Source organism: Kutzneria sp. NPDC051319, from assembly GCF_040682195.1.
Lineage (GTDB): Bacteria > Actinomycetota > Actinomycetes > Mycobacteriales > Pseudonocardiaceae > Kutzneria.
Genome location: NZ_JBFBAM010000030.1, coordinates 76,432 through 98,642, shown reverse-complemented (window position 1 = coordinate 98,642; position 22,211 = coordinate 76,432). Strand labels below are relative to the sequence as shown.

Below are 22,211 nucleotides of genomic sequence, written 5' to 3'. Positions count from 1 at the left end.
GGCCCGTTCGCATCTCTGTCTGTAGGCAGAGGTGCCGGCGGCGCGCATCCACTAGCGTGGCGGTGATGGGCTCACGACGGAGGCTCGTGTTGGGGGACTGCGGGATCGCGGTCGCCTATGTCGCGCTGCTGCTCATGGTCACCGGCATGCACACGGCGGCCCCGGCGTGGCTGCGGGTGCTCATGTTGGCCGCGACCGCGCTGCCGGCGGGGCTGCGTCGGCTGTGGCCGCTGCCGGTGTTCGCGTTCGTGCTGACCGTGACGTGGTTGTCGGTGCTGCTCGGCACCTTGGTGGATCCGTTCCTCGCGGCGGGGTTCTCCCTGTACACGGTTGCGGCCGGCGACACCGGTCGGCGCTGGATGACCGTGCTGGCCATCGGCGGGCTCGGCGCGACGGCGGTGCTGGTCCGACGGAGCGTGACCGGCCCGTTCTGGTCGTTCGACAGTGTCGGCATGGTGGTGTCCGGGGCACTGGTGCTCGCAGGGGCCTGGACGATCGGCCGGCTGGTGCGCCGAAGTCGTTGCCAGGCCGAGAAACTGGCCGAGCAGGCGGTGGTGGGAGAGCGGCTGCGCATCGCCCGCGAGCTGCACGACGTGGTGGCGCACAGCCTCGGCGTCATCGCGGTGAAGGCCGGCGTCGCCAACCACCTGCCCGAATCCGCGCCGGACGCGTTGCGGGTCATCGAGTCGACCAGCCGCGAGGCGCTGGCGGAAATGCGTCGGCTGCTGGGCGTGCTGAGGGCCGAGGAGCCGCTGCGTCCCGCGCCGGGACTGGCCGAGCTGCCGGAACTGGCCGACATGGCCCGGGAGTTGGGGGTCGAGGTGAGTGTGGACGTGCGTGGCGGGCCGCTGCCCGAAGGCGTCGACCTCGCCGTGTACCGGATCGTGCAGGAGGCGCTGACCAACGTGGTCCGGCACGCCGCCCCGACCAGCTGCCAGGTGCTGGTGGACGTCACCGGGACCGCGGTTCGGGTGGACGTCACCAACCAGGGCCGCCAGAGCTCGCACGGGCTGGCCGGCATGCGGGAACGCGTCGCGATGTTCGACGGCGCGCTGACCGCCGGGCCGCGACCGGGCGGCGGCTTTGCCGTCTCCGCAAGGGTTCCCTATGGCTAGTGTCCTGATCGCCGACGACCAGGCGCTGCTGCGCGGCACGTTCCGGCTGCTGATCGACAGCGACCCCGAGCTGTGGACCGTCGGCGAAGCCGAGAACGGGGCCGAGGCGGTCGAGCTGGCCCGCGCCTGCCAACCCGACGTGGTGCTGATGGACATCCGCATGCCCGTGCTGGACGGAGTCGAGGCCACGCGCCAGATCTGCGCCGAAATGGCCACGAAGGTCCTCGTGCTGACCATGTTCGACCTCGACCGGCACGTGTTCGCCGCGCTGCGGGCCGGAGCCAGCGGCTTCCTGCTCAAGGACACGCCGCCGGCCGAGCTGCTGTCGGCGATCCGGATCGTCGCCGCGGGCGAAGCCCTGCTCTCGCCCTCGGTCACCCGACGCCTGATCGCCGAGTTCGGCCGCACGCCTGAGCTTCTTCGGCCGAGCGACCCGGGCCGGTCGACGCTGACCGGGGTCACGCAGCGGGAGGAGGATGTGCTGCGACTGGTGGGGCGCGGGTTGTCCAACGCCGAGATCGCCGGCCGGCTGCACCTGGGCGTCGGCACGGTGAAGACGCACGTCAGCCACCTGCTCGGCAAGCTCGGCGTGCGTGATCGCGCGCAACTGGTGGTGATGGCCTACGAATCCGGTCTGATCACTCCGAATTCCGGTTCAGTGTGATCATGCAACTCACTCCCAGGGGCGATTCGCCCTGTCTCAACGTCAGCTGTGAACAGCGTCAAAATAGCCTGTGAGCTGCGGTGTTGTGATTCGGTTCACTGTTGTCCAACACGTCACCCTGGCAATCCGGACAGGCAACTCTTAAGGTCTTCACGGTTTGCTCTTCAGCTTCTCCGCAGGTCCGTATACGAGGCTTACCGCATGGGTCGAAATTCGCGCGGGGCGTGGACGCGCCACCGTGTGCTGGTGATGCTCGCGGCCGTTGTGGCCGGCGCCGGGCTGGCCGCCGTCGTGGTCGGCGTGGACGGCAGTGTCGCCGCGTCCCCGGTCGCCGGCAGCGCGCAGCCCAAGCCGCGCTCCGCGGCCGCCACCAACACGCTGACGAAGTCCAGCGCCCCGAAGCCGACCGTCGACGCCACCTCGGTCCCGGCCGCCGACCCGAACGCGGCGCTGGCCGCCGCGATGGCCCCGCTCAGCGCCGAGAAGTCCGGCGACTTCTCCGTCGCCGTGCTCAACCAGGACACCGGCGTCACCTCGGTCTTCAACCCGGACGAGGCCTATGCGACCGCCAGCATCGTCAAGGCCGACATCCTGGCCGTGCTGCTCTACCAGTCCCAGCAGCAGGGCACGCCGCTCACCGACGACGAGGACACGGCCGCCACCAAGATGATCGAGGCCAGCGACAACGACTCGGCCACCACGCTGTGGGACGACGTGGGCAGCGCCGCCGGGATGTCCACCGCCAACGCCGCCTTCGGCTTACGCGACACGACTCCCGGCGCGGACGACTACTGGGGCCTGACCACCACCAACGTCGCCGACCAGCTCACCGTGATGAACGTGTTGACCTCGCCGCGGTCGGTGCTGGACGACGCCTCCCGCAAGTACGCCGCCGGCCTCATGCACGAGGTCGAGCCCGACCAGGTATGGGGCGTCTCCGAGGCCGCCGACCCCGGCACCACGCCGGCGCTGAAGAACGGCTGGCTGCCCATCGACTCCGACAACGACCTGTGGGCCGTCAACAGCATCGGCCAGGTCAGCCACGGTGGCCACAGCTACCTGGTGGCCTATCTGTCCAGCTCCCAGCCCGACGAGCAGACGGGCATCGACCAGGCCTCGGCGGTCTGCAAGGCCGCTGTTGCGGCAGTGGCCGGCGGCTGACCAACGCGAATATCGTTCACCTGTTGGGGTGACGTGCCACGAGGCCCGGTGGGCGGCCGAGCCCCGTGCGCAACGCCGGAAAAAGTGCAGCGAATGGCCGCAATCACTGGCCCGAACGGTCCCAACAGGGCAGACAAAGTCGCGCCGAGGCGGACAATGGCGGGATGAAGTGGTTCCCGTGGCGGCGCCGTCACGCCGAGCACGACACTCCCGTCGTCGAGCCCGACTCCGACCAGGTGGCGGAGTGGCTGGAACCCGCGATCCAGACCCCGCGCTCCCGGGCCGAGCGGTTCTGGGAGCGCTGGTACGAGCTGCTGCCGCAGATCAACTCCGCCCTCGGCGACAGCGAGCCCAAGCGGATCGAGAACCTGCTGTGCGAGGAGGTCGCGGCGATCCACCCGGAGCTGCACTTCTCGGTGGAACGCGGCCAGCGCGCCGTCTACGCCCTCGTCGTCACCGGTCAGGAGCGCCCCGACCTGCGGCCCTTCACCGACGCCTGGCAGGCCGCCGCGCCGCCCGAGGACATGATCTGGGAGTACCACGACTCGGTGCCGCCGGTGCCGGACCCGACCGAGGTCACCGTCAACATCGGCGCCCACCGCCTGCGGCTGGCCGACGTGCGGGTGGTGGCGCAGGTGGACCGTGACGCCGGCGTCGTCGACGTCGCCGTGCACCATCCCGAGCTGTCGGCGCTGACCGACGAGGCCCGCACCGCCATGACCTTCCTGCCGCTCGACGCCACCCTCGGCGAGCGCCTCGCCGCCGAGCGCCTGCGCCGAGTGGAGACCGCCGAGGCCGCGCCGGAACAGGGCATCACGCTGGTGGAGCTGAGGACCATCGTGCGGAGCCTGGCCGGGCAGGACGCCGACGGCAATCCGATCGGGCACACCACTCCTGGTGGTGACGCTTGACCGACAGCTGCTGACCGCCGGTTCAACGCAGGCGCGAGGTCGCCGTCGACGCCTGGACCGCGGGCTTGTTTCGATCGAGTCTGTCCATCGATCGAAACAAGCCAAGGGAAGGCGTCGACCTGGTTGGGCGACCTCGCCCGACGCGGCACGCGGCGCAGCGAAACTGTCGGTGGGTGCCGATAGTCTTAGGGCCGTGACCAGCACCGAAGACGTTCCCGACGACGTTCGAGCGCACTACGGCGAACTCGCCGAGCAGATCCGCGGCCACCAGTTCCGCTACTACGTCACGGACTCGCCGACGATCACCGACGGCGAGTTCGACACGTTGCTGCGCGAGCTCCAGGGCATCGAGGACACCTATCCCAGCCTGGTCACGCCCGACTCGCCGACGCAGCGCGTGGGCGGCGCCTTCTCCACCGACTTCACCGCGGTCGACCACCTGGAGCGGCTGCTCAGCCTGGACAACGTCTTCAACACCGAGGACCTCCAGGCCTGGGCCGAGCGTGTGCACAAGGAGATCGGCGAGGACTCGCACTTCCTGTGCGAGCTCAAGATCGACGGCCTCGCGCTGAACCTGCTGTACGAGGACGGCCGCCTGGTCCGGGCGCTGACCCGTGGCGACGGCCGCACCGGCGAGGACGTGACCCTCAACGTCCGCACCATCACCGACATCCCCGAGGTGCTGACCGGCAACGACGAGTTCCCGACGCCCAAGCTGGTCGAGGTGCGCGGCGAGGTGTTCTTCCGGGTGGAGGACTTCGAGGAGCTCAACGCCGGCCTGGTCGAGGCGGGCAAGCCGCCGTTCGCCAATCCCCGCAACTCGGCCGCCGGCTCGCTGCGGCAGAAGGACCCCAAGGTCACCGCCAGCCGCCCGCTGCGCTTCATCTGCCACGGGCTGGGCAAGCGTGAGGGCTTCGAGCCGCAGCGCCAGTCCGACGCCTACCGCGCGCTGGCCGCCTGGGGCCTGCCGGTGTCGCCGCACACCAAGCTGGTCAAGGGAATCGGCGAAGTCGAGGCGCACATCGAGTACTGGGGCGAGCATCGCCACGACGCCGTGCACGAGATCGACGGCATCGTGGTCAAGGTCGACGAGGTCGCGTTGCAGCGCCGCCTCGGCTCCACCTCCCGGGCCCCGCGCTGGGCGATCGCCTACAAGTACGCGCCGGAGGAGGCCACCACCACGCTGCTGGACATCCAGGTCGGTGTCGGCCGCACCGGCCGCGTGACGCCGTTCGCGGTGACGAAACCGGTGCTGGTGGCCGGTTCCACGGTCGCGCGGGCGACGTTGCACAACGCGTCCGAGGTGAAGCGCAAGGGCGTGCTGATCGGCGACACGATCGTCATCCGCAAGGCCGGCGACGTGATCCCCGAGGTGCTGGGCCCGGTCGTCGACGCCCGTACCGGCGACGAGCGCGAGTTCGTGATGCCGGTGGACTGCCCCGAGTGCGGCACCACGTTGCGCTACGAGAAGGAGGGCGACGCCGACATCCGTTGCCCCAACCAGCAGTCCTGCCCGGCGCAGCTGCGGGAGCGGCTGTTCTACCTGGCCAGCCGCAAGGCGCTGGACATCGAGGTGCTCGGCTACGAGGCGGCGACCGCGCTGCTGGAGGCCGGCGTCATCGAGGACGAGGGCGACGTGTTCGACCTCGACGAGGAGAAGCTGCTGCGGACCGAGCTGTTCCGGGCCCAGGACAAGCGCTCCGAGCTCGGCTACAAGCTGTCGGCCAACGGCGAGCGGCTGCTGGCCAACCTGGCCACGGCCAAGGACCGGGACCTGTGGCGCGTGCTGGTGTCGCTGTCCATTCGGCACGTCGGGCCGGCCGCGGCGCGGGCGCTGGCCGTCACGTTCGGCTCCATCGACCGGATCTTCGCGGCCGGCGAGGAGGAGCTGGCCGCCGCCGACGGTGTCGGCCCGACGATCGCCGCCGCCGTGCTGGAGTGGCACGAGTGGGAGTGGCGCCGGGACATCATCGAGAAGTGGCGCGCCGCCGGCGTTCGCATGGAGGAGGAGCAGGACGGCTCGACGCCGCGCGTGCTGGAGGGCATGTCCATCGTGGTGACGGGCACGCTGCCGACCCTGTCCCGCGACGAGGCCAAGGAGGCGATCATCGTGCGCGGCGGCAAGGCCGTCGGCTCGGTGTCGAAGAAGACCTCGTTCGTGGTGGTCGGCGAGAGCCCGGGATCCAAGTTCGACAAGGCCATCCAGCTCAAGGTGCCGGTGCTGGACGAGGACGGCTTCCGGGTGCTGCTGGCCCAGGGCGCGGACGCGGCGATCGAGGTCGCCACGATCGGCGCCGACGAGGAATCAGCGGCGGAAGCGTCAGCGGACGAATAGGTCGAAGACGTTGCCGGCCATGGAGGGCCACTCGGTCATCATCTGGCCGTAGGGGGCACGCGTCGTGGTCGAGGGAACCAGATCCCTCGGCTCCGGCGTGGTCCTCGGCGCCGAGCTCACGGGCGGGGCCGGCACCTCTTTGGTCACCACCAGCACCTTCGTCTGCGGCGCGGGCTGCTGCACGATGATCGTCGTCGGCGGCTGCTGGGTCGGTGTGGTCGTGGCTGTGGTGGTGGTCGGGGTCGGCATCGGGGTCTGACCCGCGTTGCGGACGTCCGTGGCCTGCTCGCTGACGTGCTGCACGGCCATGACGGCGACCACTGCGGCGAAGGTGATGCCGGTGATGCCGGCCGAGACCGCGAGGGCCGCCTCGGGATGCACCACCCGGTGATGGCCTCGCATCACGTCTCCTCGCTTCGTGCCGAGCCTGCGCCCTGGCCGCTGGCGAACGTACTGGAGGAGTCGTCGTCGCTCCAAGCCGTTGTGCGCCAACCCCGCACTCTTAGCTCGATCGAATGAATCGGCCCCGTTGCCGTTGCGGCTGCGGCAGGGCACGGTCGAGGGATGCTGCAAGCCTGCCTGAACGGGAATCGCCAGCGGGACGCCCATCCCGCGCTGCCGGTCACGCCCCAGGCGCTGGCCGCCGACGCCGCGGCCGTCGCCGAGCTCGGCGTGACCGCGCTGCACGTGCATCCGCGTGACACGGCCGGCGCGGAGGTGCTCGCCGGCCCCGAGGTCGCCACCGCCGTCTCCGTCGTGCGGGCCGCCGTGCCGGGCGTGGAGATCAGCGTCACCACCGGCGCCTGGATCCAGCCGGATCCCGTGCGGCGGGCCGAACTCGTCGCCGGCTGGGCCGCGCTGGCCGCCGGCCGCCCCGACACCGCTTCCGTGAACGTGCACGAGGACGGTTGGCAGCACACCTGCGCCGCCCTGCACTCCGCCGGCATCGGCATCGAACTCGGCGTCTTCCACGTGCCGGCGGCACAGGCCTTGCGGGGCAACGGAGTGCCGCCCGGCTCCGTCCGAGTCCTGGCCGAAGTCCAGCCGGGCGAGTCGCCGGCCGTCCTGCTGGCCGCCCTGTCCTGGTCGGATCTGCCGATCCTGCTGCACGGTCAGGACGACGACGCCTGGCCCGTCTTCGCCGAGGCCGCGCGCCTCGGCCTGTCCACCCGCATGGGCCTGGAGGACGCCCTGCACCGCCCTGATGGCGCCCCGACCCTCGGCAACGCCGACCTCATCGCCGCCGCCCGAGCACTGCTCGGGACCTAGCTGGTTCTGGTGCGGTCCGCGAGCAACTGTGCGACGCGTTGGAACGAGACACCGGTCACCTTGGCGATATCCCGCACCGTCAAGCCCTGTCGGCGCAGTGCGGCGACCGCCCGACGTCGAGTGCCGGCGGCAGCCTCTTCGATTTCGCGTGCCTGCGCGTGCAGCCGATCGGCCTCGGCCAGTTCCCGACGCACGTCCTCGTCCACCACCGCGATCACCGATACGGCAAAAGAGGCTTCCGGCACCCTGAGCACGAGAGCGATCGCGTCCGTGATCATCTCCGGCGCCTGGTCCAGGCGGCGTGCTTGTGAGAAGGCTCCGGGCACCATGGGCACCGTCAGAACCCACCATCCGTTGTCCCGCTCGGCGTGAACCTCGTACGTCACCGGACTCATCGCCACCACCCCTTCCCGAGCGGACCCTCGAGTTGTTTGAAGATCGCCTCTACCGGTCGGTCGGGCACCTCGTTGTGTCGCGGAACGGTGGTGAGAGTGCCGCCGCAATCGAGGCTGGTGTGCTTGGCGCCCTCGAAAACCGTGAGCTGCACACCTGCGCGCTTGGCTCCCTTGCGGATCTTCTTCAGTACGTCACCACGCTTAGTCAAGGTGGGGTAGACAAATCAAGTCAACCTGGCCTTGACTTGATACCTCGATCGAGGGAATCAAGGCACTGCCCGGAAAAGCTGGGTCAGTCGGGCAGGACGACGGCGACGATGCCGGCCAGGTGGGCCAGGCGGGCCAACTCGGCGGCGCGGAACATGGGGCCGCCGGGGCGGCCGACGAGCAGGACCCGCTCGGGCTTGCCCAGGGGCGTGGCGGCCAGCTCGGTGCCGAGCTCCTGCCAGGTTTCGGGCACCCAGTCCTCCTCGCCGTCCAGGATGGTGGCCCGCGGCAGCGGCATCCACGGCACGGTGACCATCCGGGTCTCGGGGGCGGCGGTGCTGGCGGCGACGCGGTGCACGCCGTCGCCGTCGTGGGTGATGACCACGGCCCAGCCGGCTCGGACGATGCGCGGCACGCCCTCGGCGAAGATGGCCAGGCCCTGCCGGGGCTGAGCGGCGATCTCCTCGACCAGTTCGAGCTCGCGATGGGTGTTGAGCACGCCGGCGTACGGCCGGACGGCGTCGACCTCGACGCCCTCGATCGACTCGGCGGCCGTGATGAGGGCGTCCGGCAGCCGGCCGGACGGCAACTCGACCACCAGGTCGTCGATCGCCAGGCCCGGTGCGCGCTCCACCACGTCCACGCTGAGGATGTCAGCCCCGATCTCGCCGAGGGCGGACGCGACCGCTCCCAGCGTGCCGGGTCGGTCCGGGAGCTGCACCCGGATCAGGAAGGACACCGCGGAACGCCTCCATGCCGTGCTCGTGCGCGGGACCTCGCCGCCCGCACCCGGCCGCCGATTGTCGCAGACCGGCGGCGACCGTGAGGATCGTCGTCCGCCGGACGAGACGCGTCAGGCCCGATACCCGCTCGGAGCTGCGCGGGGCTGCGTCCTAGACTCGGTCGGTCATGCACGTTAGCCCCGTTCACGCTTGGAGGAGCACCTCCGCATGCCCAGCATCTCCCGAGACGAGGTCGCGCACCTCGCCCGGCTGGCCAGGTTGGCCGTGACAGACGACGAGCTGGACCTGTTCGCCGGCCAGCTCGACACCATCCTGAACGCGGTGGCCCAGGTCGGCGAGGTCAGCCAGCAGGACGTGCCGCCGACCTCGCACGCCGTGCCGCTGACCAACGTCTTCCGCGAGGACGTGGTCCGCCCGTGCCTGACCCAGCAGCAGGCGCTGTCCGGCGCGCCGTCCGCCGAGGAGGGCCGCTTCCGCGTGCCCCGCATCCTGGGGGAGGAACAGTGAACGAGCTCATCCGTCTTTCCGCCGCCGATCTGGCCGACAAGATCCACAAGCGTGAGGTCTCCGCGGTCGAGGCCACCCAGGCCCACCTGGACCGGATCGCCGAGGTCGACGGGGCCGTGCACGCGTTCCTGCACGTCAACACCGAGGGCGCGCTGGCCGCCGCGGCCAAGGTCGACGAGCAGATCGCCGTCGGCGAGGTCGCCTCGCCGCTGGCCGGCGTGCCGCTGGCGCTCAAGGACGTCATGACCACGATCGACGCGCCGACCACGGCCGGCTCCAAGATCCTGGAGAACTGGCTGCCGCCGTACGACGCCACCGTGACCGAGCGGCTGCGCGCCGCCGGCATCGTGATCCTCGGCAAGACCAACATGGACGAGTTCGCGATGGGCTCCTCCACCGAGAACTCGGCCTACGGCCCGACCCACAACCCGTGGGACCTGGAGCGCATCCCCGGCGGCTCGGGCGGCGGCTCGTCCGCGTCGCTGGCCGCCTTCGAGGCGCCGCTGGCCATCGGCACCGACACCGGCGGCTCGATCCGCCAGCCCGGCGCGGTCACCGGCACCGTCGGCGTCAAGCCCACCTACGGCACCGTGTCCCGCTACGGCCTGGTGGCCTTCTCCTCCTCGCTGGACCAGGCCGGTCCGTGCGCGCGGACGGTGCTCGACGCCGCCCTGCTGCACGAGGTGATCGCCGGCTACGACCCGATGGACTCCACCTCCATCAACCAGCCCGTCCGCCCCGTCGTCGAGGCCGCCCGCCAAGGCGCGACCGGCGACCTCAAGGGCGTCAAGGTCGGCGTGGTGCGCGAGTTCCGTGGCGAGGGCTACCAGCAGGGCGTCATCGACTGCTTCGACGCCGCCGTGCAGCAGCTGCGCGACCTGGGCGCCGAGGTCGTCGAGGTCTCCTGCCCGCACTTCAAGTACGCCCTGGGCGCGTACTACCTGATCGCGCCCAGCGAGGCCTCGTCCAACCTGGCCCGCTTCGACGCCATGCGCTACGGCCTGCGGGTCGACAACGGCGCCCTCGGCGAGCTGTCGGCCGAGCAGGTCATGTCGCTGACCCGCGAGGCCGGCTTCGGGCCCGAGGTCAAGCGCCGCATCATCCTCGGCACGTACGCGCTGTCGGCCGGCTACTACGACGCCTACTACGGCTCGGCGCAGAAGGTCCGCACGCTCATCTCGCGGGACTTCGCCTCGGCCTTCGAGCAGGTGGACGTGCTGGTCGCGCCGACGACGCCGACCACCGCGTTCAAGATCGGCGAGCGGATCGACGACCCGCTCGCGATGTACCTCAACGACCTGTGCACCATCCCGTCCAACCTGGCCGGCAACGCCGCGCTGAGCGTGCCGGCCGGGTTGGCCGCCGAGGACGGCCTGCCGACCGGCCTGCAGGTGATGGCGCCCGCGCTGGCCGACGAGCGGATGTACCGCGTCGCGGCCGCCTACGAGGTCGCCCGTGATGCCGCGCAGGGCGGCCCGCTGATCAACCGTGTGCCCGAACTGGAGGCGATCTCGCGATGAACGTCAACAAGATCCGCCTGGTCATCACCATCGTCGGCTCGGCGATCGGGGTTGTCGCGGCCGGCGCGCAGGCGCGCAAGGCCGTGGCCAAGGGCGACAAGCTGTCCCTGGTGAACGCGCTGGCCAGCGTGCTGGTCGCCGTCACCGGTGGGGCGCTCGCGATCCGTGGCGCACGAAAGGACGGGGAAGCGTGACCGCCGTGGCCGAGGTGATGGACTACGACGAGGTCCTGGAGCGGTTCGACCCCGTGCTCGGGCTCGAGGTGCACGTCGAGCTCAACACCAACACCAAGATGTTCTGCGGCTGCGCCAACGTGTTCGGCGGCGAGCCCAACACGCACGTGTGCCCGGTGTGCCTGGGCATGCCCGGCGCGCTGCCGGCCGTGAACGGCAAGGCCGTCGAGTCGGCCATGCGGATCGGCCTGGCGCTCAACTGCGAGATCGCCGAGTGGTGCCGGTTCGCCCGGAAGAACTACTTCTATCCGGACATGCCGAAGAACTTCCAGACCTCGCAGTACGACGAGCCGATCGCCTTCAACGGCTACCTCGACGTCGAGCTGGACGACGGCAGCATCTTCCGGGTGGACATCGAGCGCGCCCACATGGAAGAGGACACCGGCAAGTCGCTGCACGTCGGCGGGGCCACCGGCCGCATCCACGGCGCCGACTACTCGCTGCTGGACTACAACCGGGCCGGCGTGCCGCTGATCGAGATCGTCACCAAGCCGCTGGTCGGCACCGGCGCCCGCGCCCCCGAGGTGGCCCGCGCCTACGTCGCCGCGCTGCGCGACCTGCTGCGTGGCCTCGACGTCTCCGACGTGCGGATGGACCAGGGCTCCCTGCGCTGCGACGCCAACGTGTCGCTGATGGCCAAGGACGCCACCGAGTTCGGCACCCGCACCGAGACCAAGAACGTCAACTCGCTGCGGTCGGTCGAGCGGGCCGTGCGCTACGAGATGACCCGGCACGCCGCGGTGCTCGTCGGCGGCGGCAAGATCAAGCAGGAGACCCGGCACTTCGACGAGTCCACCGCCACCACCAGGGCCGGCCGGACCAAGGAGACCGCGGAGGACTACCGCTACTTCCCCGAGCCCGACCTGGTGCCCATCGCGCCGTCGCGGGAGTGGGTGGCGGAGCTGAAGGCCGGTCTGCCGCAGCCGCCGTGGGTGCGCCGCAAGCGCCTCCAGGAGGAGTGGGGCCTGAGCGACGCCGAGCTCCGGGACCTCGTCAACGCCGACGCCCTCGACCTGGTCGCCGCCACCGTCGACGCCGGGGCCAAGTCCGACGACGCCCGGTCGTGGTGGGTGTCGTACCTGTCGCAGCAGGCCAAGACCCTGAACAAGGAGCTGGCCGAGCTGCCGATCACGCCGGCTCAGGTCGCCCGGGTCTCCGCGCTGGTGGCCGACGGCAGCCTCACCAACAAGCTGGCCCGCGCCGTCGTCGACGGTGTGCTGGCCGGCGAGGGCGAGCCGGACGCGGTCGTGGAGGCGCGGGGCCTCAAGGTCGTCTCCGACGACTCCGCCCTGACCGCCGCCGTCGACGAGGCCCTGGCCGCCCAGCCGGACGTCGCCGAGAAGATCCGCAGCGGCAAGGTCGCCGCAGCCGGCGCCATCGTCGGCGCCGTCATGAAGGCCACCAAGGGCTCCGCCGACGCCAAGCGCGTGCGCGAGCTGATCATCGAACGCTGCAGCTGAGCCCCGGCTTTATGCAGGGAAGGACGCCTTACCCTCGTTGAACGCGGGTAAGGCGTCCTTCCCTGCATTGGGGCTAGTCCTTGGGCTGGCCGCCGTTGGGCTTGGGGATGATGATCGCCCGGTCGTCGCTGGACACCGGCTTGCCGCCGTCCTTGTTGACCGTGCCGACCAGCAGCGTGTTCTGGTCGACGACGTCCATCGCGCCGATCAGGCCGTAGCCGCCCTGGCCGTCCAGGATGGTGCTGGGCTTGCCGCTGAAACCGCCGGTCTTGGCCAGGGACAGGACCTGGATGCCGGCCTTGTGCACCGTCGCCACGCTGACCTCGTCGGTGAACGCCGCGCAGCCCGCCACGCCCGGCTTGTCCGGCCATGACCAGGCCGGGCTGCCCAGCTGGGGCTGGCCCGGCGTGATCCGGTACAGCTGGTCCGCGGTGGCCGTCTGGTCGGTCACCCAGGCCGCGCTGCCGTCCGCCGCCGCGCACATGCCGCCCGGATCCTGGAGGCCGCCGATCACCACCGCCGAGGCCGGGTTCGGGTTGCCCGGCGCCGGGTGGCCCAGGCCGTCGATGCGCAACACCTTGCCCGCCAACGAGTTCGGGTCGCCCGCCGCCGCCGTGTTGCCGGCGTCGCCCGTCGCCACCAGCAGCGCGCCGCTGCGGTCCACCGACAGCACGCCCCGGTTGTGGGTCGGGCCCTTGGGGATGCCCGTGAGCACCGGCTTCGGCGTGTCCCCGACCGCGAACCGCATCACCCGGTTGTCCGTGGCCGTCGTGACGTAGGCGTACACCAGTTGGTCCTCTTGGTACGTCGGCGACAGCGCCAGGCCCGTCAGGCCGCCGTCGGTCGCCGCGTCCACCTCGATGGTCGCCACCGGCTTCGGGTCCTGGCCCTTCTGCACCGCCAGCACCCGGCCCGTGGTCCGCTCCGCCGCCAGGCCGCTCGCCCCGCCCGGCAGCGCCGCCACCGCGGCCAGCGGCGCCATGCAGGTGCCGATCACGTTCTGGTCGAAGTCCGTGCACCCCTGCGGCGGCGGCACCGGCTTCGGCGTGCCGTTCGGCCCCGGGACCGTGCCCCCGCCGTCCGCGTTCGAGCCGCCCGGCGCATTCGGCTGCGGCCCGGGCGCGTCGGTCAGTTTCGGCTGCGGCTGCCAGTCCTGCACGCCCGCGCCGTTCGACTGGTCGGGGAAGCTCGCACACCCCGTGAGCAGCAGACCGAGCGCCACCGTCGAGGCAACAACCCGGCTAGCTCTCCGCATGATGCCCGAGCCTAAGCGGGCCTGCGTGAACCCCAGGTGAGTACCCCGCCCCCGTCCCCCACCGCACGTGAGTGGCTCATTTGACTTCCACGGTCACCTGAGCCACTCACGTGCGGTCGAGACGCGCCGGCCGGCAGGTACATGAGTGGCTCAGGTGGGGCTCAGGGCCAAGTGAGCCACTCACGTGGGGACGGACAAGCCTCCGCTCGAAGTGAGACTCAGATCTCTGTAGCTTCGCAGTCGTCCCGGGGTCACATCTGTCGGCACGTGGCCGAGCTGCGGGGCGACGCAGACTAGTGTCGTGGCGTGACCGATCACGACACGATCACCGTGCTGGTGCCCGACGAGCACGCGCTCGACGCGTTGTCCGCGATCGAGGGCGTCCGCCCGGTCCGTTACGACGTCGACGGCGAGCTGCCGGCGGAGGCGGCCGAGGCCGAGGTGCTCATCCCGCCGTTCCTGGCCGGCAAACGCGCCGTCCCGCTGCTGGACAAGCTGCCCAAGCTGCGGCTGGTGCAGCTGCTCAGCGCCGGGGCCGAGGTGTGGCTCGGCCACACACCGGACGGGGTGGCCCTGTCGACCTGCCGGGGCGCTCACGGCGGCAGCACCGCGGAGTGGGTCGTCGGTGTTCTGTTGTCCTTCTACCGTCACCTCCCGTACTTCCTCGACGCCCAGCGCGAGGGCCGCTGGGCGTTCCAGGTCACCGACACGTTGCAGGACAAGCGGGTCCTCATCGTCGGCGCGGGCGACCTGGGCACGCAGCTGGCCCGGCGGCTGGCGCCGTTCGACGTGACGACCACGATCGTCGGACGCACGGCGCGGGACGGTGTGCACGGCGAGGATGAACTGCCGGCCCTGCTGGGTGAGCACGACGTGGTGGTGCTGGTGGTGCCGCTCACCTCGGACACGACGGGCATGGTCGACGCGGAGTTCCTGTCCCGCATGGCCGACGGCGCGATCCTGGTCAACGCCGCCCGGGGCCCGGTGGTCGACACCGACGCGCTCGTGGCGGAGCTGCAGAACGGCAGGCTCCGGGCCGCGCTGGACGTCACCGACCCGGAGCCGCTTCCCGAAGACCATCCACTGTGGAGCGTCGACGGCCTGCTGCTCACGCCGCACGTGGCCGGCAGCTGCACCGGCCGGGAGAAGCGGGCGTACGGCATCGCCGCCGCCGAGGTCGCGCGGTTCGTGAACGGAGAGGAACCGCACAACCTCGTGCGCGGCGAGTACTAGGGGATCAGCAGGACCCGGCCGAGGTTGGCGCGGTCGTCGAGCACCTGGTGCGCCATGGCCACGTCCGACAACGGGAACGCGGCGTGTTGGGCGACCCGGAGCTTGCCGTCGGCGATGAGCCGGGTGGCCCGGGCGATGTCGGCGCGGGCCTCGTCGGGGCGAGCCTCCCGCAAGGTTGTGATGCCGAAGCCGGTGAGAGAACGTAGACCGAACAGCGAGCGGGCCGGGACCGCGGGGATCTCGCCACTGGCGGCCCCGTACATGACGGCCCGGCCCAACGGGGCGAGGGCGTCAAGACCGCGGGTCAACGAGGAGCCGCCGACGGCGTCGAGGACGACGTCGACGGTGGGCCACTCCGCGTCGGCGGTGATGACGTCGTCGGCGCCGAGGGAACGGACGAAGTCGGCCTTGGCGGGCGAGCCGACGACGCCGATTGCCTTGGCTCCCAACAACTTCGTGATCTGGACGGCGAGGTGGCCGACACCGCCGGCGGCGGACTGGATCAACACGGTGTCGCCGGCGGTGACCCGGCCCGCGTGCAGCACGCCGATGGCCACCGGGGCGAGCATGGGCAGCGCGGTGGCCGAGGCGGCGTCGAGGCCGGACGGGACGAGGGCGGCCCAGGCGGCGTCCACGAGGGCGTAGTCCGCATACGCGTTCTCGGCGACCAGGGCGGCCACCCGGTCGCCGACGGTGAAGCCGGTGACGTCGGGGCCGACGGCGGCGACACTGCCGACGACGTCGCCCGTGGGACCGAAGGGCAACGGTCGGACGAAGATCCCGGCGGCGCCGGCGCGGATCTTGGTGTCGGCGAAGTTGACGCCGATGGCCTCGGCTCGAACCAGGAGTTGTCCGGGGCCGGGCGTGGGCACCTCGGCCTCCTCGATCCGGAGCACCTCGGGACCGCCGTGAGCATGGAAGCGAACGAGTCGCACGAACATCCACCCCTTATTGTTGGCGACGCCAATGTTGGCGGGACCAACAATAGCCGTGACGGTACGTTGGCGCCATGTCCGAACCGCATCGGCTCAGCGGCACCGTGCTCTGGCTGTTGGGCCGTGCGGCCCAACGCGGCCACGCGCTGGCGCGGGAACGGCTGGAGGCCGGCGGCATCCGCAAGTGGCACTACGCGGTGCTGGCGGCGCTCAAGGAGTTCGGCCAGCAGTCGCAGGCCGAGATCGGCCGCCGGCTCCATCTCGACCGCAGCGACATGGTGGCCGTGCTCAACGATCTCCAGGCGGACGACTACGTGACCCGCGAGCCGGATCCGGCCGACCGCCGGCGCAACGTGGTCACCATCAGCGACACCGGGGCCGCGGCGCTGGCCCGGTTCGACCGTCTGATCGCCGAGGCCGACGACCTGCTGCTGGCCGACCTGTCCGAGGCCGAACGGGACCGACTGGTCGCGATGTTGGAGCGGATCGCACAGGTCTAGCTGCTCTGTTCGGCGGTCCCGGAGCTGGCGCATCGGCCCTACCCTGCCGGCGGTGAGCACCTTCGAAACGGGGTTGCACCACCTCGACGACGACGAACCGCCCGAGTACGGCAGCACGCTCGCGTACGAGGAACCGTCACGGCCGGTGGCGGCCTGGCACGGCGGCGCGGACCTGGGGCTGCTCGGCCTGCGGCTGATGCTGGGCGGCCTGGTCGGCGTGCACGGGGCGCAGCGCACGCTCGGCCTGTTCGGCGGCCACGGCCTGAGCGACTTCGCGAAGTCCTTGCAGCAGGCGGGTTTCCGCTACTCGGATATCCTCGCGCCGGTGCTGGGCTACGCCGAGTTCGGCGGCGCGGTGCTGATCGTGCTCGGCCTGTTCACGCCGCTGGCGGCGGCGGCCGTGCTGGCGGTGGTGGGCAACACGATCATCCTCCAGTGGAACGGCGGCCTTGCCGACTACGAGCTGGCGGCGGCGCTGGCCGGCGCGGCCTTCGCGGTGCTGTTCGCCGGCCCGGGCCGGATCTCCCTCGACCGGCGCACGCCCTGGTACCGACACGCCCTCGCGTACGGCACCTCGCTGTTCTCACTGGCCGTCATCGCGGTTGCCGCGCTGCAGCTGCTGCTGAGATAACTGATCCATGCTCTCCTTGCCGCTGGCCCCGGACGCCGAACTGACCCCGCTCGAACCCTGGCAGGCGGACGAGTTCGCCGAGCACATCGACCGGCATCGCGAGCATCTCGCACCGTGGATCCCGCTGGCCAGCACCGTGACCGACAGTGCCAGCGCGCGGGAGTTGCTCCAGCGCTACGCCGACCGCCAGGCCACCGGGGCCGGCCGGCTGCTGGGCATCCGGCTGCGCGGCGAGTTGGTGGGCGCGATCCTGTTCCCGAAGTTCGACGCGGCCTCCGGCAACTGCGAGCTGGGCGTCTGGCTGGCCCCGCACGCCCAGGGCCACGGCCTGATCACCAGGGCGGCCCAGCTGATGATCGACTGGGCCTTCGAGGCGCGGGGCATGCACCGCATCGAGTGGATCACCATCACGTCCAACGAGCGCAGCAAGGCGGCGGCCAAACGCCTGGGCATGACCCTGGACGGCGTGATGCGCGAGTCCTACCTGTTCGGCGGCCGCCGCCACGACGCCGAGATCTGGTCACTCCTGGTGACCGACCCCCGCCCCTGGAGGTGACCCCCGATGCAGGGAAGGACGCCTTACCCTCGTTCAACGAGGGTAAGGCGTCCTTCCCTGCATAAAGGGTGGTTACAGAGAGGGGTCGCGGACGGCGCCGGTGGCGGCGGAGGTGGTGAGCTTGGCGTAGGCGCGCAGGGCCAGGGTGACGTGGCGCTGGCGGTCGCGCGGCTGCCACGGCCGTTCGCTGGAGTCCATCTTGGCCCGACGCTCGGCCAGCACCGCCTCGTCGACCAGCAGCTCCAGCTTGCGCTCGTGCACGTCGATGAGGATCTGGTCGCCGTCCTCGACGAGCCCGATGACGCCGCCGTGCGCGGCCTCCGGCGAGACGTGCCCGACGGAGATGCCCGAGGAGCCGCCGGAGAAGCGGCCGTCGGTGATCAGCGCGCACTTCTTGCCGAGGCCGGAGCCCTTCAGGAAGGCGGTCGGGTGCAGCATCTCCTGCATGCCGGGACCGCCGGCCGGGCCCTCGTAGCGGACGACGATGACCTCGCCCGGCTGGACCTCCTTGTTGAGGATGACCGAGACGGCCTCCTCCTGGCTCTCCACGACCCGGGCCGGGCCCTGGAAGCGCCACAGCTCTTCCTCGATCCCGGCCGACTTGATCACGGCGCCGTCCACGGACAGGTTGCCGCGCAGCACCGCGAGGCCACCGTCCTTCGTGTACGCGTGCGCGAAGTCGCGGATGCAGCCGCCGGCGGCGTCGGTGTCCAGTGACGACCACCGCGCCTCGGTGGAGAACGCCTGTGTGGTGCGAACACCGCCCGGCGCCGCGTGGAAGAGCTCGACGGCCTCTTCCGACGGTGACGAGGCGCGAATGTCCCAGGTGGACAGCCACTCCGACAGCGAGGGGCTGTGCACCGAGTACACGTCCTCGTTGAGCAGGCCGCCCCGCCAGAGTTCGCCCAGCAGCGCGGGAATGCCGCCGGCACGGTGCACGTCCTCCATGTGGTAGTCGGAGTTCGGAGCCACCTTGGACAGGCAGGGCACGCGGCGGCCGATCGCGTCGATGTCGGCCAGCGTGAAGTCGATCTCGCCCTCGTTGGCGGCGGCGAGGATGTGCAGCACCGTGTTGGTGGAGCCGCCCATGGCCATGTCCAGCGCCATGGCGTTCTCGAACGCCTTGCGGTTGGCGATGGAGCGCGGCAGCGCGGACTCGTCGTCCTCGCCGTACCAGCGACGGCACAGCTCGACGACGGTGGTGCCGGCCCGCTCGAACAGCGAGCGCCGGGCCGCGTGGGTGGCCAGCGTGGAGCCGTTGCCGGGCAGCGAGAGGCCCAGGGCCTCGGTGAGGCAGTTCATCGAGTTGGCGGTGAACATGCCCGAGCACGAGCCGCAGGTCGGGCAGGCCGAGCGCTCCACGGCCGCCAGGCCGTCGTCGTCGACGTCGGAACTGGCCGACGCCGAGATGGCGGTGATCAGGTCGGTCGGGGCCTGCGCGACGCCGCCGACGACGACGGCCTTGCCGGCCTCCATCGGCCCGCCCGAGACGAAGACCACGGGGATGTTCAGCCGCAGCGCGGCGTTGAGCATGCCGGGCGTGATCTTGTCGCAGTTGGAGATGCACACCAGCGCGTCGGCCTGGTGGGCGTTGACCATGTACTCGACCGAGTCGGCGATGATCTCGCGGGAGGGCAGCGAGTACAGCATGCCGCTGTGACCCATCGCGATGCCGTCGTCGACGGCGATGGTGTGGAACTCGCGGGGCACGCCGCCGGCGGCGCGCACGCCCTCGGCCACGATGTCGCCGAGGTCGCGAAGGTGCACGTGACCCGGCACGAACTGGGTGTAGGAGTTGGCGATCGCCACGATCGGCTTGCCGAAATCGCTGTCGGTCATGCCGGTGGCCCGCCACAGCGCGCGGGCGCCCGCGGCGTTGCGTCCGTGGGTCGTGGTGCGGGAGCGCAGCTGGGGCACTGCTCCTCCAAAAACTGATTGGCCTTGCGGAAAAGTTGACGTGGACCGGGTCGCGGCTCGCAGACCAGGTTACTCCGCGTCCTCGGCGGCGGCGTTGGGATCGGACAGCCGCCCGCCGGACAGCGCCGCCAGCATCGACAGATGCCGGGTGCGCACGCCGGGCAGCGGCGCCTGCTCGTCCTTGTCGAGCACGGCGTTGACCCAGCCGCGGCGGGGCAGCCGCAGCGAGCGGATGTCGGCCCAGTTCAGCGTGCGCGCGCCGAACAGGCTGCGGGTGCGCAGCTGCTCGGAGTCGACCACCGTGCGCGTGCGCAGGATCCACACCGCGAACACGATCGGGATGAGGTAGAGCAGCGAGAACACCGGTCCGGCGGTGGCCACCACCGGCGTCTCGCAGATGGCGAGCAGGCCCAGCGGAAGCAGGCCCGTCGTCGGCACGCGAAAGATCACTCGTTGGACGGACGGAGGAGCGGACTCAGTCACGCTCCGATCCTCGCACCTGGGTTTTTCGTTCCACCATCCGGGAGCGTTTTCCCGCAGAGTTGACGCCTCGGCCCGGCCGGCAGTACCTTCCGAGCATGCTGCGTGACACCGGCCTCGTACTTCCGAGGCGCGCCGACGCCTAGGGACCATGAGTCCGCGTCGGCGCGCGACCCTCGTTCGACCACGTCTTGTCCAGTGGTTGGCGGGGGTTTTTTCATGCTTGTTGCACCATGAAACTTCCGCAGGACCACCGACCCCGAGGCAGCCCCGATGACCAGCGCACCCTCGCGACAAGCCCCGGTCCCCGGCGCGACACCGCCGCGCCCCGGCCCGCCCCCGAAACCCGCGCCGCCCGGCGGCGCCCCGGTCCGCGTGACCGGCTCCGCCTCGCTCGTGCGCTCGCTCGAGGCCGTCGGCTGCGAGATCGTGTTCGGCATTCCCGGCGGCACGATCATGCCGGCCTATGACGCGCTGCTCGACTCGACCACCCTGCGCCACGTGCTCGTCCGCCACGAGCAGGGCGCCGGCCACGCCGCCACCGGATACGCCCAGGCCACCGGCAAGGTCGGTGTGTGCATGGCCACGTCCGGCCCGGGCGCGACCAACCTGGTCACCCCGCTGGCCGACGCGTACATGGACTCCGTGCCGGTCGTGGCCATCACCGGCCAGCAGAGCCGGGCCCTCATCGGCACCGACGCGTTCCAGGAAGCCGACATCTGCGGCATCACCATGCCGATCACCAAGCACAACGTGCTCGTGACCGACCCGGCGGAGATCCCGCGGGCGATCGCCGAGGCGTTCCACATCGCCAGCACCGGCCGACCCGGCCCGGTCCTGGTGGACATCCCCAAGGACGTCCTGCAGGAGACCACTTCCTTCTCCTGGCCGCCGGAACTGCGCCTGCCGGGCTACCGCCCGACCACGCGCCCGCACGGCAAGCAGGTCCGCGAGGCCGCCAAGCTGATCACCGCCGCGCACCGGCCGGTGCTCTACGTCGGCGGCGGCATCATCAAGTCCGGCGCCACCGCCGAGCTGCTCGAGCTGGCCGAGCTGACCGGCATTCCCGTGGTCACCACGCTGATGGCCCGCGGCGCGTTCCCCGACTCGCACCCGCAGCACCTGGGCATGCCCGGCATGCACGGCACCGTCGCGGCGGTCGCCGCCATGCAGAAGTCCGACCTGCTGATCGCGCTGGGCACGCGGTTCGACGACCGCGTCACCGGCCAGCTCAGCTCGTTCGCGCCGGACGCCCAGATCGTGCACGCCGACATCGACCCGGCGGAGATCTCCAAGAACCGCCGTGCGGACGTGCCGATCGTGGGCGACTGCAAGGAGATCCTCGGCGACCTGATCGCCGCCGTGAAGGCCGAGCGCGAGCACACCGAGACCGTCGACATCGCGCAGTGGGTGACCGAGACCTCGGGCTGGCGGGAGAACTACCCGCTCGGTTACGACTGGCCGTCGGACGGCGCGCTGTCGCCGCAGTACGTCATCGAGCGCATCGGGCAGATCGCCGGCCCGGAGGCCATCTACACCGCGGGCGTCGGCCAGCACCAGATGTGGGCGGCCCAGTTCATCAAGTACGAGCGGCCCAGCAGCTGGATCAACTCCGGCGGCCTCGGCACGATGGGCTTCGCCGTGCCGGCCGCGATGGGCGCGAAGTTCGGCTCCCCGGACAAGGTCGTGTGGGCCATCGACGGCGACGGCTGCTTCCAGATGACCAACCAGGAGCTGGCCACCTGCGCCATCGAGGGCGCGCCGATCAAGGTCGCCGTCATCAACAACGGCAACCTGGGCATGGTCCGGCAGTGGCAGAACCTGTTCTACGCCGAGCGGTACTCGCACACCGACCTGGGCACCCACAAGCACCGCATCCCGGACTTCAAGATGCTCGCCGAGGCGCTGGGCTGCGCCGGCCTCCGGTGTGAGAGCAAGGAGGACGTGGACGCCACGATCCAACAGGCGATGGAGATCAACGACCGTCCGGTCGTGATCGACTTCGTGGTCGGCAAGGACGCGCAGGTGTGGCCGATGGTGGCCGCCGGCACCGGCAACGACCAGATCATGGCCGCCCGCGGCATCCGCCCGTTGTTCGACGAGGACGTGTGATGAGCGAGCTTGCGAGCGAATCATTCAATACAGCGACCAGCGTCAGCGCCGCGCCGAGCGCTAGCGAGGTGC

22 protein-coding genes are annotated in these 22,211 nt (G+C 70.9%); 15 read left to right on the top strand and 7 right to left on the bottom strand.

Going from position 1 to position 22,211, the window contains the following annotated elements; genetic code table 11:
• Nucleotides 1-65: 65 nt before the first annotated feature.
• The 5 genes from AB0M73_RS27365 (at nucleotide 66) to ligA (ending at nucleotide 6,186) form a co-directional block, all read left to right on the top strand.
• The gene (locus tag AB0M73_RS27365) at nucleotides 66-1,115 is read left to right on the top strand and encodes a sensor histidine kinase (protein ID WP_363895895.1); all 1,050 of its coding nucleotides are present in this window, start codon (nucleotides 66-68) and stop codon (nucleotides 1,113-1,115) included.
• Complete coding sequence (locus AB0M73_RS27360) at nucleotides 1,108-1,779, top strand: response regulator transcription factor (protein ID WP_363895892.1); 672 nt, start codon at nucleotides 1,108-1,110, stop codon at nucleotides 1,777-1,779. Before AB0M73_RS27365 ends, AB0M73_RS27360 begins: the two co-directional genes overlap by 8 nt.
• Before the next feature lie 201 nt (nucleotides 1,780-1,980).
• The gene (locus AB0M73_RS27355; protein WP_363895889.1) at nucleotides 1,981-2,940 is read left to right on the top strand and encodes a hypothetical protein; all 960 of its coding nucleotides are present in this window, start codon (nucleotides 1,981-1,983) and stop codon (nucleotides 2,938-2,940) included.
• Nucleotides 2,941-3,104: 164 nt separating this feature from the next.
• Nucleotides 3,105-3,851 (top strand): hypothetical protein, encoded by a 747-nt coding sequence (locus tag AB0M73_RS27350; protein WP_363895886.1) that lies wholly within the window; start codon nucleotides 3,105-3,107, stop codon nucleotides 3,849-3,851.
• Between the two features lie 193 nt (nucleotides 3,852-4,044).
• Nucleotides 4,045-6,186 carry an NAD-dependent DNA ligase LigA gene (gene ligA / locus AB0M73_RS27345; RefSeq protein WP_363895883.1) on the top strand — a complete coding sequence of 714 codons (2,142 nt, stop codon included), beginning with the start codon at nucleotides 4,045-4,047 and terminating at the stop codon, nucleotides 6,184-6,186.
• Here ligA and AB0M73_RS27340 read toward each other — a convergent pair.
• Nucleotides 6,172-6,588: a hypothetical protein gene (locus AB0M73_RS27340; protein ID WP_363895880.1), complete on the bottom strand. Its 417-nt coding sequence runs from the start codon at nucleotides 6,586-6,588 to the stop codon at nucleotides 6,172-6,174. The genes ligA and AB0M73_RS27340 overlap by 15 nt on opposite strands.
• A 162-nt stretch (nucleotides 6,589-6,750) precedes the next feature.
• Here AB0M73_RS27340 and AB0M73_RS27335 point away from each other — a divergent pair, with 162 nt between their 5' ends.
• A complete protein-coding gene (locus AB0M73_RS27335; protein ID WP_363895877.1) occupies nucleotides 6,751-7,455 on the top strand; it encodes a 3-keto-5-aminohexanoate cleavage protein in 705 nt (234 codons plus the stop codon).
• On the opposite strand, the gene AB0M73_RS27330 is transcribed toward AB0M73_RS27335, so the two are convergent.
• Nucleotides 7,452-7,850: a hypothetical protein gene (locus AB0M73_RS27330; RefSeq protein WP_363895874.1), complete on the bottom strand. Its 399-nt coding sequence runs from the start codon at nucleotides 7,848-7,850 to the stop codon at nucleotides 7,452-7,454. The two genes, AB0M73_RS27335 and AB0M73_RS27330, sit on opposite strands and share 4 nt — an antisense overlap.
• Nucleotides 7,851-8,142: 292 nt before the next feature.
• On the bottom strand, nucleotides 8,143-8,796 hold the full coding sequence (locus AB0M73_RS27325) for an amino acid-binding protein (RefSeq protein ID WP_043722642.1): 654 nt from the start codon (nucleotides 8,794-8,796) through the stop codon (nucleotides 8,143-8,145).
• 211 nt (nucleotides 8,797-9,007) lie between these two features.
• Here AB0M73_RS27325 and gatC point away from each other — a divergent pair, with 211 nt between their 5' ends.
• From gatC to gatB, 4 genes are read left to right on the top strand one after another with little or no spacing between them, the layout of a single operon-like run.
• Entirely contained in the window at nucleotides 9,008-9,307 is a 300-nt protein-coding gene (gatC, locus tag AB0M73_RS27320) for an Asp-tRNA(Asn)/Glu-tRNA(Gln) amidotransferase subunit GatC (protein WP_363895869.1), read from the top strand.
• Nucleotides 9,304-10,827 carry an Asp-tRNA(Asn)/Glu-tRNA(Gln) amidotransferase subunit GatA gene (gatA, locus tag AB0M73_RS27315; RefSeq protein ID WP_363895866.1) on the top strand — a complete coding sequence of 508 codons (1,524 nt, stop codon included), beginning with the start codon at nucleotides 9,304-9,306 and terminating at the stop codon, nucleotides 10,825-10,827. The genes gatC and gatA overlap by 4 nt, the downstream gene beginning before the upstream one ends.
• The gene (locus AB0M73_RS27310) at nucleotides 10,824-11,021 is read left to right on the top strand and encodes a hypothetical protein (RefSeq protein ID WP_043722645.1); all 198 of its coding nucleotides are present in this window, start codon (nucleotides 10,824-10,826) and stop codon (nucleotides 11,019-11,021) included. Before gatA ends, AB0M73_RS27310 begins: the two co-directional genes overlap by 4 nt.
• Nucleotides 11,018-12,520, top strand: coding sequence for an Asp-tRNA(Asn)/Glu-tRNA(Gln) amidotransferase subunit GatB (gatB, locus tag AB0M73_RS27305; protein WP_043722647.1), 1,503 nt, complete (start codon nucleotides 11,018-11,020; stop codon nucleotides 12,518-12,520). The genes AB0M73_RS27310 and gatB overlap by 4 nt, the downstream gene beginning before the upstream one ends.
• 73 nt (nucleotides 12,521-12,593) lie before the next feature.
• Here the strand turns inward: gatB and AB0M73_RS27300 are convergent, their stop codons facing one another.
• Complete coding sequence (locus AB0M73_RS27300; RefSeq protein ID WP_363895861.1) at nucleotides 12,594-13,775, bottom strand: PQQ-dependent sugar dehydrogenase; 1,182 nt, start codon at nucleotides 13,773-13,775, stop codon at nucleotides 12,594-12,596.
• A gap of 306 nt (nucleotides 13,776-14,081) precedes the next feature.
• On the opposite strand from AB0M73_RS27300, the gene AB0M73_RS27295 reads away from it, so the two are divergent.
• The gene (locus AB0M73_RS27295; RefSeq protein WP_363895858.1) at nucleotides 14,082-15,008 is read left to right on the top strand and encodes a 2-hydroxyacid dehydrogenase; all 927 of its coding nucleotides are present in this window, start codon (nucleotides 14,082-14,084) and stop codon (nucleotides 15,006-15,008) included.
• On the opposite strand, the gene AB0M73_RS27290 is transcribed toward AB0M73_RS27295, so the two are convergent.
• Nucleotides 15,005-15,943 carry a zinc-binding dehydrogenase gene (locus AB0M73_RS27290; RefSeq protein ID WP_363895855.1) on the bottom strand — a complete coding sequence of 313 codons (939 nt, stop codon included), beginning with the start codon at nucleotides 15,941-15,943 and terminating at the stop codon, nucleotides 15,005-15,007. The genes AB0M73_RS27295 and AB0M73_RS27290 overlap by 4 nt on opposite strands.
• A gap of 74 nt (nucleotides 15,944-16,017) precedes the next feature.
• Between AB0M73_RS27290 and AB0M73_RS27285 the strand changes: the two genes are divergently transcribed.
• Genes AB0M73_RS27285 through AB0M73_RS27275 form a run of 3 tightly spaced genes read left to right on the top strand, consistent with a single transcriptional unit; the run spans nucleotide 16,018 to nucleotide 17,630 of the window.
• Entirely contained in the window at nucleotides 16,018-16,443 is a 426-nt protein-coding gene (locus AB0M73_RS27285) for a MarR family transcriptional regulator (RefSeq protein ID WP_363895852.1), read from the top strand.
• A gap of 52 nt (nucleotides 16,444-16,495) precedes the next feature.
• Nucleotides 16,496-17,074 (top strand): DoxX family protein, encoded by a 579-nt coding sequence (locus AB0M73_RS27280; RefSeq protein ID WP_363895849.1) that lies wholly within the window; start codon nucleotides 16,496-16,498, stop codon nucleotides 17,072-17,074.
• A 7-nt stretch (nucleotides 17,075-17,081) separates the two neighbouring features.
• Nucleotides 17,082-17,630, top strand: a complete 549-nt coding sequence (locus AB0M73_RS27275) for a GNAT family protein (RefSeq protein ID WP_363895846.1) — start codon at nucleotides 17,082-17,084, stop codon at nucleotides 17,628-17,630.
• A 72-nt stretch (nucleotides 17,631-17,702) separates the two neighbouring features.
• Here the strand turns inward: AB0M73_RS27275 and ilvD are convergent, their stop codons facing one another.
• Both ilvD and AB0M73_RS27265 read right to left on the bottom strand, forming a co-directional pair.
• Nucleotides 17,703-19,547 (bottom strand): dihydroxy-acid dehydratase, encoded by a 1,845-nt coding sequence (gene ilvD, locus AB0M73_RS27270; RefSeq protein ID WP_363895843.1) that lies wholly within the window; start codon nucleotides 19,545-19,547, stop codon nucleotides 17,703-17,705.
• Nucleotides 19,548-19,616: 69 nt separating this feature from the next.
• On the bottom strand, nucleotides 19,617-20,030 hold the full coding sequence (locus AB0M73_RS27265; RefSeq protein WP_043722658.1) for a PH domain-containing protein: 414 nt from the start codon (nucleotides 20,028-20,030) through the stop codon (nucleotides 19,617-19,619).
• A 270-nt stretch (nucleotides 20,031-20,300) separates the two neighbouring features.
• Between AB0M73_RS27265 and AB0M73_RS27260 the strand changes: the two genes are divergently transcribed.
• Entirely contained in the window at nucleotides 20,301-22,139 is a 1,839-nt protein-coding gene (locus AB0M73_RS27260) for an acetolactate synthase large subunit (RefSeq protein WP_363895839.1), read from the top strand.
• Nucleotides 22,140-22,211 lie beyond the last annotated feature (72 nt).